The organism is Actinacidiphila bryophytorum, from assembly GCF_016916835.1.
GTDB lineage: Bacteria > Actinomycetota > Actinomycetes > Streptomycetales > Streptomycetaceae > Actinacidiphila > Actinacidiphila bryophytorum.
The window spans coordinates 223,744-236,528 of sequence record NZ_JAFFIX010000002.1; the positions used below are offsets into that span (position 1 = coordinate 223,744).

At 74.4% G+C, this 12,785-nt stretch carries 11 protein-coding genes; all 11 read right to left on the reverse strand.

Annotation, left to right across the window (positions count from 1 at the left end; all coding sequences use genetic code 11):
• Positions 1-7 precede the first annotated feature (7 nt).
• Positions 8-289, reverse strand: a complete 282-nt coding sequence (locus JT723_RS04190) for a PAAR domain-containing protein (protein WP_205042996.1) — start codon at positions 287-289, stop codon at positions 8-10.
• 16 nt (positions 290-305) lie between these two features.
• Entirely contained in the window at positions 306-2,183 is a 1,878-nt protein-coding gene (locus JT723_RS04195) for a VgrG-related protein (protein WP_205042997.1), read from the reverse strand.
• Positions 2,184-2,237: 54 nt separating this feature from the next.
• Positions 2,238-3,002 carry a CIS tube protein gene (locus JT723_RS04200; protein ID WP_205042998.1) on the reverse strand — a complete coding sequence of 255 codons (765 nt, stop codon included), beginning with the start codon at positions 3,000-3,002 and terminating at the stop codon, positions 2,238-2,240.
• A gap of 64 nt (positions 3,003-3,066) precedes the next feature.
• Positions 3,067-3,507: a phage tail protein gene (locus tag JT723_RS04205; protein WP_205042999.1), complete on the reverse strand. Its 441-nt coding sequence runs from the start codon at positions 3,505-3,507 to the stop codon at positions 3,067-3,069.
• Between the two features lie 55 nt (positions 3,508-3,562).
• On the reverse strand, positions 3,563-4,792 hold the full coding sequence (locus tag JT723_RS04210) for a hypothetical protein (protein WP_205043000.1): 1,230 nt from the start codon (positions 4,790-4,792) through the stop codon (positions 3,563-3,565).
• A 1,803-nt stretch (positions 4,793-6,595) separates the two neighbouring features.
• Positions 6,596-6,751 carry a DUF6760 family protein gene (locus JT723_RS04215; protein WP_205043001.1) on the reverse strand — a complete coding sequence of 52 codons (156 nt, stop codon included), beginning with the start codon at positions 6,749-6,751 and terminating at the stop codon, positions 6,596-6,598.
• Positions 6,748-7,224, reverse strand: a complete 477-nt coding sequence (locus JT723_RS04220; protein ID WP_205043002.1) for a hypothetical protein — start codon at positions 7,222-7,224, stop codon at positions 6,748-6,750. Before JT723_RS04220 ends, JT723_RS04215 begins: the two co-directional genes overlap by 4 nt.
• Before the next feature lie 7 nt (positions 7,225-7,231).
• Positions 7,232-7,675, reverse strand: coding sequence for a phage tail protein (locus tag JT723_RS04225; RefSeq protein WP_205043003.1), 444 nt, complete (start codon positions 7,673-7,675; stop codon positions 7,232-7,234).
• Between the two features lie 35 nt (positions 7,676-7,710).
• Positions 7,711-9,285, reverse strand: coding sequence for a phage tail sheath family protein (locus JT723_RS04230; RefSeq protein ID WP_205043004.1), 1,575 nt, complete (start codon positions 9,283-9,285; stop codon positions 7,711-7,713).
• A gap of 317 nt (positions 9,286-9,602) precedes the next feature.
• Entirely contained in the window at positions 9,603-10,211 is a 609-nt protein-coding gene (locus JT723_RS04235) for an eCIS core domain-containing protein (protein ID WP_205043005.1), read from the reverse strand.
• Between the two features lie 477 nt (positions 10,212-10,688).
• Positions 10,689-12,743: an AAA family ATPase gene (locus tag JT723_RS04240; protein WP_205043255.1), complete on the reverse strand. Its 2,055-nt coding sequence runs from the start codon at positions 12,741-12,743 to the stop codon at positions 10,689-10,691.
• Positions 12,744-12,785 lie beyond the last annotated feature (42 nt).

Genomic DNA, 12,785 nt, shown 5'->3' on the forward strand with positions numbered 1-12,785 from the left:
CGCCGCCTCACCCGCCGATCAGCACGGTCGGGGCGCCCGCCAGGATCGGGGCGCCGCACACGGTGATGTCGCCCATCCGGGCGGCGGGCATGCCGCCGATCAGCACCGTCGGACACCCGGGCGGCGCCACGGCGTTGGGCGGGTGCACGGCGGGCGGCGGGAAGGAGCAGATGTGCGTGGTGCCGACCACGGCCGCGGGCATGCCGCCGATCAGCACGGTCGGTACACCGGGCGGCGCGAGCACACCGGGGTGCCCGGTCGGGTCGCTGACTCTCGCTGCTGGGGGCATCGTCTCCCACCGCTCCTTAGTTGATCTTCACGAGGGCCGCGCTGATCGAGCAGGTCGCACCGCCCTTGATCTCGGTGCTGGCACTGCCCTCGACGCCCACGCTGACGCCCTTGACGGCGACCTGCCCCTGCGTCTGCAGCTGCAGCGCGCCCGATCCGCCGTCGACCTGGACACCGCTGCGGGCCGAGACCTTGACCGAGTCGCCGGTCAACTCCAGCTTCCCGCTGCCCGCGTCGACGCTGACGCCCTGCTCGGCCTTCACCGTGACCTTCTGCTTGGCCTCGACCTCCACGGAACCGTCGCTGTTCAGCACGACCTTGGTGGCCGTACGGTCCAGGTGCAGGGTGACCTTGCCGTCGCCTGTGGACAGCCGTACGCCCTGCGGGCCGCCGCCCGCCGCGTCGAGCAGCTCCAGCCGGTCGCCCGAACGGTCCACCAGGCTGCGGCGGTTGACCGCGCCGGTGGTGGAGTCGACGAGCGGGACGTCGTGCGGGGAGGGCCGGTCGACGCCGTTGTAGAGGCTGCCGAGCACGTACGGCTGGTCCACCCGGCCCTGTTCGAAGCCGACCAGCACCTCGTCGCCGACCTCGGGGATGAAGACGCCGCCGCCGCCCTTGCCGCCGAGCCCCGCCGTGCGCGCCCAGTCGCTGACGTAGTCGTCCGACAGCCACGGGAAGGCCAGCCGGACCCTCCCGCGGTCCTCCGGGTCGCGGGTGTCGGTCACCGTGGCGTTGACCAGCCCGCCGACCCGGTCGGCGGCACCCGGACCACCGGAGCCGCCGCCGTCGCGCCCGCCGCCGGAGGCCAGCCCGTACAGCGAGCGGTTGGAGCGCCCGCTGACCGTGACCCACGTCTGATAGCCGACGTCGGGGTCGAAGACGTGCCGGCTCGAACTGATCGTGTATTTCCCCTCGAAGGGCGGCCCGACGTTGGCCAGCGTCACCGCGGTGCCCGCGCGCAGCTTCGGGATGCCCATCGCGACCGCGTCCAACTCCGCGAGCGAGCCCGCCAGGTCGCCGGCCAGCGACTGCGCGGCCTGGTCGGCCGCGGCCTGCGTGCCGTACGCGGTGTCGGTGGCCAGGAAGACCGCATCGCCGAACGGCTGCGCCGCCTGCCCGGGGCTGATGCCCAGCGCCAGCCGGTCACTTGAGCCCGCGGACGTCCGCGACACGACCGCGGCCTTCGCCGTGACGTCCCAGCCGCGCACCTCGACCTGCGCGACCTGGTCGGCCGCGGTCACCGCGACCTGGCAGCGCAGCAGGTTCCGCCCGAACTCCAGGACGTACGGGCTCGCTTCCGGCCGCGTCGCCGTGCTCGGCGCCTTCGCCGCCCTTGCCGGGTCGCGGAAGCAGAAGGTGCCGTCGGCCACCGACACCTCGGCGCCCGCCAGGTCGGCCAGCCGGTGCAGGAACTCCCAGTCGCTGACACCGGGTTGCGCCAGGTGCTCGTAGACGGTGCTCGTCGCGTCGACCGTGCCGACCGGCAGCCCCGCCCGGTGCGCGACCTGTACGGCCACGTCGGACGCCGTCATCTGCCGGTATCCGGCGACCCTGCGGCCGCGCAGGAAGCGGTGCGAGTGGTCGAGGCCGCGCACCACCGTGAATGTGCCGGTGGCGTCCAGGTCCACTTCGAGTGCGGTGACCTCGCCGGAGACCAGCAGCTCGCGCTGCGGGTCGTCGCCCGCGGTCGCGTAGATCTTCAGCGGCGAGCCGATGGTCAGCCCGGTCCTGGCGAGCACCTGGTGGTTGGGGTCGCGGAAGCGCAGCACGAACAGGTCGGGCAGCTGCACGCTGTCGTCCACGAACCCGGAGACCAGCAGTGCCGCGATGTCCGGCGGCAGCGGCTGCCCGGCCGCCTCCACCGTGAGCACGTTCGCGAAGGTCTCCCCCGCCATCGTCGTCCCTCCTCGTTCTCGTTCTCGTACGCGTTCTCGGTCTTGCAGTGGGTCTCAGGTGGTGATCTCGTCGGCGCCGGGCAGCAGCAGGGAGCGGCCCGGCGTCAGGCGCATCGGGTCGTCGATGCCGTTCGCCTCGGCGATGTCCCGCCACGCGGCCGGGTCGCCGTACTCGCGGAAGGCCAGCATCGGCAGGGTGTCGCCGTCCACCAGCCGGTGCACCCGGCGTGCGGTGAGCGCGCCCGACGTCGGGTTCTGGCCCGGCAGTTGGGACGCCAGCTCCTCGATGGTCACCTGGCACACCGCCCTGATCGGCAGCCCGCCCGCGGTGAACAGCGTGTATTTGGCCTGCACTTGGCTGATGTAGCCGACGAAGCCGGTCAGCCCGCCCCAGTGGAAGATCACGAAGGGCGGGGTGCCCTTCTTCTTGTCCTGCGTCTGGTCGGTCGGCACGCAGCAGGAGAAGAGCTGCTCGACGGTCTTGACGACCTTGTCGCTCTGCGCGTCGGTCGCGTCGAAGAACATCTCCAGGGTGAGCTTGGAGGGTTCGGGACCCGTGTACTCGGCGGGACCCGCCCGGCTCGCCCCGCGGGCGGTCTTGCGCTCCCACTTCGCCGACTTCGCGAGCGTCAGTTCCTTGGGGTTGAACTGGAAGTCCACCCGGCCCAGTTGCGGCCCCGGCGTCCCGGTGCCGCCGTCGGGCGGCGGCTGGCGCAGCTCCAGGTACGCCCGCTCCAGCTTGGGCCGCGCCCCTGCGGCCGAACCCGCAGCGGGCGGGGCGGCGGCCGAGAAGGCGACAGGTGAGGACGGTGGCGGCATCGGGCGGACTCCTTCGCGGGTGCGGTGGCGTGGGTTGCGGGGTTGACGGGGCTACGGGAACGGGTCAGTCGGCGGCGAGGAAGCCGTGGTGGGCGATCTCCAGGGTCTCGGTGGCCACCTTCGGGGTGTCCACGCTCAGCGACGGCCCCTGCCAGCGCACCGGCACGACGTCCATCAGGCTCCAGCGGGCGACGACCGTCCCGTCCACCGTCATCGCGCTGATGTGCCCGGTCTTGCGGGTCACCCCCGCCACCATGCTGGCGATCCACCTGGTCACCTTCTCGGTGTCCTTGGTGATCGGCCGAGTGAGCTTGATGTTCGAGAACTTGATACGGGACGGCAGTTGCCACACGTAGCCGTTGTTGCCGCCCTCCTCGCGCTGCTCCAGCACGACCTCGCACCCCAGGCCCTCACAGCTGTTGAACGCGCCCAGGTCGAAGTCGTCGATCTCGACGACGAAGCAGACGCTGACCGCCGGGTCGGCGGCGGCTGCGGGGGAGGCCATGGGCTGCTCCTCTTCCGGTACGGGGCGATGGTCGGCGGTCGGCGGTTTCGGCGGCTCAGTGGCGTGAGTCGAGGCGCATGCCCGCGCGTTCGCGGTCGAGCCGCAACTCGGCTCTCAACAGCCGCGTGAGCGGGGCGAGGAGGCGGCGCACCAGCTCGTCAGTGCTCTCGCCTGCCGCGGCGGGCGGTGGTGCGGCGGCCGGCGGCGCCCCCGGTGACGCTGCCGGCTGCGCCGCGGGCCCGGGCTCACCCCCCGGGGCGGGCGCCGGTGCCGGTGCGTCGGGCTCGCGCTGGACGGTCGCGGGCGGTGCGAAGACGATCGAGCCGTCGGGCTCCCGGGTGCCGATCCCGGCGCCGACGGCGAGGTCGCCGGCGTCCCGGGCGGCCACCGCCGTTCCCGACCGCCGCCCCGCGCCGGGCAGTTCGAGCCGCTGGACCGGCAACCCTGCTGCGTACGGCCCGGGCTCGCCCCCCGGGGCGCCGGGCCCGTCCATCGGCGGCCCCGCCCGGTGCGGCGACGCGGACACCCCCAGCTGCGCGCTCGCGCCGAGACGCTGCACGGGGAGTCCGGCCGCATACGGTCCCTGCGCGCCCGCGGCGCCGAGTCCGGACGTCGGCGACCCCGCCGGGTACGGGGACGCGGACCCGCGCGACTGCGCACTCGCGTTGCCGTCGTCCGGCGCCGACAGCGCCCGGCCCGCGCCGGGGAACCCGAGGCGCTGTACCGGGAGTCCGGCCGCGGACGGTCGCCGCGTACCCGGATCGCCGAGTCCCGGCACGGCTGTCCCCGCCGCGTGCGAAGCGGCCGAGGTCCCCGGCTGCGGCGGTGTTCCGTGCTCTGCGAGCCGCTGCACCGACGGCTGTGCGGGCCGCGTCCACACAACGGGTACGACCGCCGTCGCCGCAGACTGCGTCTCCGGCTCCTGCGGAGTGGCCGCCGCCCGCAGTCCGAGCCCCCGGTCACCGACCAGCGCGACCCGCTGCACGTCCCGGGCCGCCCCGGCCACGGCGGACAGCTCCTGGCGCACGGCGGGTATGCGTACGGGTACGCCCTCGTCCAGCCGCTGCACGGCCCCGGCGCCGCGCCCGGGCGGATCGGCAGCCGGCTGCCGCTGTACGACCGGCAGCGCGTCCCCTGCCGGGGGCGCCCCCGCGGCACCGGGGCCAGGCGCCCCCGCCACCTGCCGCTGCACCAGCGGCAATGCGTCACCCACCAGCGGCGCGACCGAAGCGTCGGGGAGGCTTACGGCGGGCGTCGAGTCCGGGCCGCCCGGCCCGGGAGGCACCGCATCCCCTCCTGAGGGCGCAACCAGGGCATCGAGGCCAGGCCCCTGCGGCATCTCCCGCTGGACCAGCGGCACCGCATCACCCACCAGCGGCGCAACCGGAGCGTCGGGGACGCTCACGGGCGGCGTCGAGTCCGGGCCGCCCGGCCCGGCAAGGCCCGGCGCCGACGTCTGGCGTTGCACCGGCCGAGCCACCGGCCCACCGGGCTCGGCAGAGCGCTGGAGCGGACCGGGCGGGACCACCCCTTCCAGGGGCAGCCCCGGGACGCCGGGACCTGGCGCGTCCAGCGGCCCGTCCACCGCCGACGCACGCTGGACCAGCGGCACGGCGTCGCCCGCGAGGGGCGCGACCGGGGTGCTGTGCCCGGGTGGGTCAGCCGCGTGCCGCTGGACCGGCAGCTGCTCGGCCCCGGCCCGAGGCGGCCCCGAGATGTCGGAACCACGTCCCGGCAGCGGCCCGTCCAGTGCAGGCTCGCGCTGGACCAGTGGCACCGCGTCACCCGCCGACCGCTCGGACGAGCCGCCCGGCCCGGCGGAGAAGCCGCCATCCCAGCCGGGCGCGGGCGCGGCCGACGGGGGCAGGGCGGACAGGGGCTCGCCGACGTACCCGGGTCGAGGGCGCCCGCCCTCGACCCGTTGGCGCTGGACCACCGGCGGCACTGCCGGTAGGGGCGCCCCCAGCCCGAGCGGCCGGGCGGGCGCGGGGAGCCCGGGGGCAGGCGCGGGCTCTGTCGTGGCCTCGGGCGGGGACGCAAGCGCCTGCCCCACCAGGGGTACGGTCCGCTGGACCGGCGCCGTTGCCGAAGCCGGGGGCGTGAGCGCCGCGGAGGCCGCCGCCGGCTCAGAGAGCGAGGCCCCCTCAGGACGCGAGGACGCGGAGGGCGCGGCAGGCGCGAACACCTCGGATGGCGGCACCGCGAATGACAGCGGTACCGGCGCCAGCGGCCGTACCGGCAGGTCGAGGTCGACCGACCGGGAAGCGGTGAGCCGCGGTTGCGGCGGGGCAGGCCGGACAGGCATCGCGTACGACGATGCGGCGACGCCGGGCGCCGCCACGCCGCCCTCGCCGCCTCCCCCGACCAGCGGCTGGAAGGCCGACCCGGCATCGGGTCCGGCGACCCCGGGCCGATCGCGTACCGCCCGTGCGTCAGGCGTCACCCCGGGCAGGTCACCCGCGGCCACGGACCGCTGAAGCACCGACCCGTCGTCCGGCACGCCCACCGGCAGGTCACCCGCAGCCACCGACCGCTGAGCCACCGGCCAAGCGTTGGGCACGACCACCGGCAGATCACCCGCCAGGGACGGCTGGCCCACGGACCCGGCATCGCCCGCCGCCACGGACCCCTGACCCACCGACCCGGCGTCGCCCGCCGCCTGCGTCCGCTGTACTGGCAGCCCGGCGCCCGGCGCACCCGGCGCCCCCGGTGGAAGCTCCGACGCAGCACCAGGCGCGGCCAACTCGTCCACCTGCACCACCTCGGCCACGTCCGAGATGAGCCCCGAGGGGGCCGTCGGGGTCACCGCGTGGCCCAACTCCCCTCCCAGGGAAGGGTTCTGCCACGCGCCGAGGCCCGCCGCGAAGGCGTCGGGGGTCGAGACCAGCGAGGGAGCCCCGAAGGTCAGCCGCTGCGCGGCGAGTTGGCGCCACTCCCCCCGCGGGGGCGCGGGCGCGACCGCCGGAGCGGGCACCGCACCAGACGCGACAGGCCCACCGGACACGGCCGCCGCGGCAGCGGCAGGTGCGGGCGGCGACGGCGGTGCCGTGCCGCCACGGCGCCCCTTCCCCCGGCGTCCGAACACCGCTCACCGCCCCCCGGCCAGCTGGTTGAGGCGGGCGATCTGGGCGACGTAGCGGCGGCGTTCGGCGTGTTCGAGGTCGAGGATCGTGTCGAGCGGCCAGTGGAAGTGGTAGGCGACGTACGCGACGTCCTCGTAGAGCCGGTCGGCCGCGTACGTCACGATTCCCCCAGGCGCTCACCCGCCAGGTCGACCGCGAAGGCGGTGGCGCAGGCGGGGCAGGTCACCTCGGCCCGGGTGTGGCCCTCGGCGTTGATGCGGCGGTAGAAGTCCTGGAGGAAGGCCAGGTCGGAGGCGAACATGTCCTCGATGACGCCCGCGTGGACCTCGCGCAGGGTGCCGAGCCGCACCACGACCCGGCCGAGCAGCACCACCGACAGGTACGCGGGGTTCTCGCGCACGCGGTCGTCCCGCAGCGGGACGAGTTCGTCGCGTGCGGTGGACAGCCGCATCACGCCGTCGCGGTGGACCTGCCCGGACTCGTCGACGTATCCGCGGGGCAGCCGGAAGCCGAACTCGGTCCGCATGACCTCGGCTTCGCCGCCCGCGTCCGCGCGCGCGGACACCTCCGGCTCCGCAGCCGGCGACGGAGCCGGTGCCGCGGCCTCCGGCTGCGCGATGATCTGGCGCCGCATCAGTGCCTCACGCAACGTCCATCGACTCGTAGGTCAGTACGACCTTCTCCGTGAGCACACTGGTGTCGCCCGCCTTGAGCGAGCCGATCTCCAGGCTCTTGGGCCACGCGTTCACCAGCGTGTAGCGCTTGATCGCGTTGCCCTCGTAGTCGAAGACGATGATCGCGCCGCCCTTGCGGGAGTCGCCCATCTTGCCGAACCGCGAGTCCTTGATCCACTTCTCGAAGCTCTGGTCGGCGGTGAGGCCGCGGGTCAGGGTGACCTCGCCCGCCTTGGGGCGGCCCGGCAGCTTCTTGATGACGTACTTGCCGTCGCTGGTGTTCTGCTTCAGCTCGATGACGTCCTGCTCCATCTTCAGGCCGGTCACCTCGGTGATCTGCTTGATCACGACGCCGTCGAACTCCAGGCCGAAGGAGTGCCCTACCGAGGTGTCGAGGTCGGGGAGTGCCATGAACGACTACCTGCCTTCTGTGGGAAAGGGTTGCGTCACTCGTTGACGAGACTGGTCCCGCCGGAGAACTGCGCGAGCCGGAAGATCACGAACTCGGCCGGCTTGACCGGCGCGATCCCCACCTCGCACACCACCTCACCGGCGTCGATGCCCTGGGCCGGGTTGGTCTCCCGGTCGCACTTGACGTAGAAGGCCTCGTCCGGGGTGAGGCCGAACAGGGCGCCCTTGCGCCACTCGTTGACCAGGAAGGCCGAGATGGTGCGGCGGATACGCGCCCACAGCGCGTCGTCGTTCGGCTCGAAGACCACCCACTGGGTGCCGAGCAGGATCGACTCCTCCAGGTAGTTGAACAGCCGCCGCACGTTCAGGTAGCGCCACGCGTCGTCGCTGGAGAGCGTGCGCGCGCCCCACACCCGGATGCCGCGGCCGGGGAAGGCCCTGATGCAGTTCACGCCGATCGGGTTGAGCAGGTCGTTCTCGCCCTTGGTCAGCTGGACCGCCAACTCCACGGCGCCGCGCACCACTTCGTTGGCCGGTGCCTTGTGCACACCGCGGGTGTCGTCGTTGCGCGCCCACACCCCGGCCATCGCGCCGCTCGGCGGGACGAAGCGGGCACGGCCCGTGGACGGGTCGGCCACCTTCACCCACGGGTAGTACAGCGCCGCGTACTTGGAGTCGTAGCCCGCGCCGGTCATCCGCCAGTCCTTGACCTCCTGCGGGCTCAGCGCGGGCGGCGGGTCGATGATCGCCACCCGGTTGCCCATGAGTTCGCAGTGCGCGATCATCGCCAGCTGCACCGCCTTGACGCCCTCGGCGTCCAGCGCGCCCTGCTCGTAGGCGCTCATCAGGTCGGGCACCGCGAGCATCGTGACCTCGTCGACCGCTTCGAGGCCCGCGAAGCCGGTGCGGTCGGAGGCGTCGCCTACGTACTCGGCCGGGGTGATCGCGGCGGGCAGCGCCGCCGGGCCGGACTCGGCGGGCGGCAGGGCCAGGGTCTGGTTGTCGGGGCGGGCCACCGCGGCCGTACCGCTCGGCTCATCGACCACGACCAGACGCGACTTGTCGCGGACGACGGAGACCACGTAGGTGCGCTGGCTGCGCTTGGCCGAGACGTCGAAGGACTCCTCGACCTCGCCGTCGCGCTTCACGAGCAGGGTGAAGGCCTCCTCGGCCGCGCCCTCGCCGCCCGCGTCCGCGACCTCGACGCTCAGACCCTCGCCGCTGCCCTCGGCCGCCGCCACCTGGAAGCCGCCCAGCGCCACCCGCGGCCCCGCGGGCAGCGAAGGCGCCTGCTTGCCGCGGGACTTGCCCGACCTGGCGGGCGCGGCGTCACCGCTTTCGTGCGCGGGCTCGCCGATACGCACGACGTAGCAGGTGCCGCCGCCGTTGAGGAAGTAGCCGTAGACGGAGTGCGCCAGGTAGGCGCCGTCCACGAAGTCGCCGAAAGTGCGCGTGTACTGGCTCCAGTTGGTGACCAGGACGGGGCGGTTGTACGGCCCCCTGGCGGCCAGGCCGACGAAGGCGGCCACCGCCGTGCCGACCCCCTCGATGGGCCGCGACCCGGCCTCGACCTCTTCGACATAGACGCCCGGCGACTTGTACGACGGCATCCTCGGTCCTCCCCTGGGACAGCGCTGGCCCGCCCAAGCGTGCCGCCCGCCTCCCGCGGGGGGCACGGCCGCCAGGACGGCCCCGGGGGAATGCCCTGCTGCCCCTTCGGGCAGTTGCCCCGCCGCTGGTCGCGCACCGGGTCAGCCGGCCTCCAGCCGCTGTGCGGTGACCATACGGGCCACCGCCGCGTTCCCCGCCTGCGTCTGGAGGCGCTGGAGGGCTCCAACGCCTCGTGCTGTCCTGGGAGTCGCGCTGCGCGCGCGTACGGCCGGCTGCTCCGCGGCCTTCCTGGGCGGGGCCGGGCGGCCCACCCCGGTCATTCCGCCGGGGCCTCTTCCTCGACCGGCTCCTCCTCGCGCTGCACCACCCGTGCCGCCGTCGCCGCCGCCTCCTGCTCGAAACGGTCCGACGGGTCGCTCACCCGCACCCCGCCGCCCGCCTCCGTCCCCTCCACGGGGCCGCTGCGCTGCTGCACCACATGCGTCAGCTCGTGCGCCAGCGTCGTACGGCCCTGGTGGGAGCCGGGGTCGTACGCGTCCCGCTGGAAGACGACATGCGAACCCACCGTGTACGCGTGGGCGTTCACCGCCTGCGCCGACTCGTGGGCCGCCGCGTCCGTATGGACCCGCACATCGCCGAAGTCCGCGCCCAGGCGCGCTTCCATGTCGCCGCGGACCTCGGGCTCCAGGGGGCTCCCGCCCCCGCCGACCACCGCGTGCACCGGGGACTCCTCCTCGGCCATCGCGGCCACCGCGCCGTTGCCCAGCGTGCGCTGCAGGCGCAGCCAGCCGGCTGAGCCCAGCACGTCCGCGCGGCCGCTTGCGGCCGCCTTCGCCAGCAACGCGTCCGGGGCCGCGCCCCTTTCCGCCTGCCGTAGAGCCGACGGCTCGCCGTCGGCACCCTGCTCGTGCTCGTGCCCGCGCATATCCCCGCCTCCCGCCAACGCGACGACGCCCCGCGTCCTCCCACGTTCCCACCCCGCCCCCACCCCCGCCCACCCCACCGGGGGCACCCCTCCCCTCCCTTTAGGGCAACCACCCCCTCCGGGGAAGACCCCCGAATTTCCCCCCTTGCGGTGCGCGGTCGACCTCAGCGCCGTCCGGGCTGGGCGCGCAGTTCCCCGCGCCCCTGAAAACGCTCGCCCTCGGCGGCAGACGGCGCCGCCCGACAGCACCCGCCTCTGCAACAGAGGGCACCCCTCAGGAGGCGCTGGGGGTACCCCAGGCGAAGCTCTGGGGAGGCGGAACTGCGCGGCCAACCCCCGCCGGGGGAAAGGCGACCGCCCACCGCAAGGGGCAGGGCCTGAAGGGGCTCGGGGAAACTGCGAGACAAGCCACCCACCGGCGGAGAGGCGCGCGGGCCACCGCAAGTGGCACCACCCCCCCGGCCGGCCGGAAGGCGCCTACGTCCCCCCGCCCGGGGGGAGGGCGAAGGACATGTACGGGCCGAACTCGTTCGGGAGGCACAAGCGCCCGAGTTTGCGGTATTCACGGGCCACGGCCGCAACGAGTTGCGGCATCCCGATGCCGCCCCCACCCTCGGCGGCAAGGTAAGCCGCGGTCACCGCGGCAGAGCGTATGTCGCCGCCGGCGAGCTCGAACGCCCGCCCGCAGAAGCCGAGGTCGAGATCGGGACCGCGCGGAACCGCGCGGCCCAGGCACCGGTCCCACAGCGCGATCCGCTGCTCCGCTTCTGGCAGCGGGAAGTCCACGACGAGGTCGAGCCGCCTGGTGAAGGCCTCGTCGAGGTTGGCGCGGAGGTTGGTGGCGAGGACGGCGAGGCCGTCGAAGGACTCCATCCGCTGCAACAGATACGCGGATTCGACGTTCGCGTACCGGTCGTGCGCGTCCTTGACCTCCGACCGCTTCCCGAAGACGGCGTCGGCTTCGTCGAAGAGGAGGACGGCGTTGACGCCGGCGGCTTCGGTGAAGATGCGTTCGAGGTTCTTCTCGGTCTCGCCGACGTATTTGTCGACCACGGTGGCGAGGTCGACGGTGTAGAGGTCGAGTCCGAGCGCGCCGGCGATGACTTCCGCGGACATGGTCTTGCCGGTGCCGGAGTCGCCGGCGAAGAGGGCCATGACGCCGCGGCCTCGGCCGCCGCCCGGCCGCATGTTCCAGTCGCCGAGGACACGGTCGCGGTGCCTGGCGCGGGCGGCGAGTTCGTGGAGGCGGGCGAGGACGGCCGGGGGGAGGACGAGGTCGTCCCAGCCGACGGCGGGTTCGATGCGGCGGGCGAGGCGTTCGAGGCCCGAGGTGTTCTGGGCGCGGGCGCCGTGCAGGAGGTGGGCGTCGGTGAGGGGGCCGCCGGAGAGCAGGGCTTGCTGGTGGGCGGTGCGGGCGGCGCGTTCGACCTGTTCCGGGGAGAGCAGGAAGACGGCGGCGGCGTCCTGCCGTACGGTGTCGAGCCCGGTGGCGCCTTCGGGGGCGGTGGCGGCGAGTGCGGTGCGCCACAGGGCGGACCGCTGGTCGGCTCCGATGCGGGCGGCTTCGGCGAGCAGTGGTACGCGGTCGGCCCATGCGGGGTCCCAGGAGGCGCGTCCTGCGAGGACGACGGGGACGGGCAGGGCGGCCAACTCGCGCAGCAGCGCAGGGTGTTCTGCGAGGGCCTCGACGGGTGCGGCGACCAGCCCGGCCCCGGTGAGTGCGGCTTCGCGTCCTGCGGCGGCGACGGCGTCCGCGGGGTCGGTGCGGGCGGCGAGCCGGGTGAGGTCGAGGGCGTGGGCGGTGAGTCCTGCGGCGGCCAGGGCTTGCGCGCCGAGCGATCGGGCGGCGCCGCCGGGGGTTTCGCGCAGGTAGACGGGGCCGATGCCGCGCCGGATGACGGCGGCGAGGTGCCGTGCCGCGTCGTCGTGGGCGGGTGGTGCGGTGGCGGGGTGCAGCGGGGTGAGCAGGTCGAGCAGCCCTGGGTCGGGGGTGTCGTCGCCGAGGAGGTGTGCGCTGACCCGGTCGGGTACGCGCAAGGCCCGGCTGAGCAGCGGGCGTTCCGGGTCCTCGACGACGAGGAGGCCGCGGGCGGTGAGGGGTGCGGCGGGGGAGAGCCGGGCGCGGGCGCCGGCGGAGGCCGGGGGGATGCCGCACAGGCCGAGTGCGAGGCCGACGGTGGGGCGGCGGCGGGTGACGTCGTCGTTGAGGTAGCCGTAGAACTGCTCGTAGCGGCGGTCGAGGTCGGGTGCGAGGCACACCAGGAGGAGTTCGGTGTCGAGCGGTTGCAGCCCGAAGTCCCGTTCCAGTGCGGGCAGTCGCAGGGCGGGGTGGGCGAGGGCGGTCAGTTCCGCGTCCCGGTCCGGGTCGATCGCGTCGGGTTCCGGTACGGCTGCGGGGTCGTCCAGCAGCCGCTGGACGGCGTCGTCGGTGAGGTAGATGCCGCGGAAGGGGTCGTCGGGTTCGGGGTCGCCGGCCCTGCGGGCCTGTACGGCTCTGCGGACGCGTTCCTCGACGCGGGCGAGCCGGGCCATGAGGTAGTGCAGTCCCGGGTCGCCGTCGCCGGGGAGTTCGCC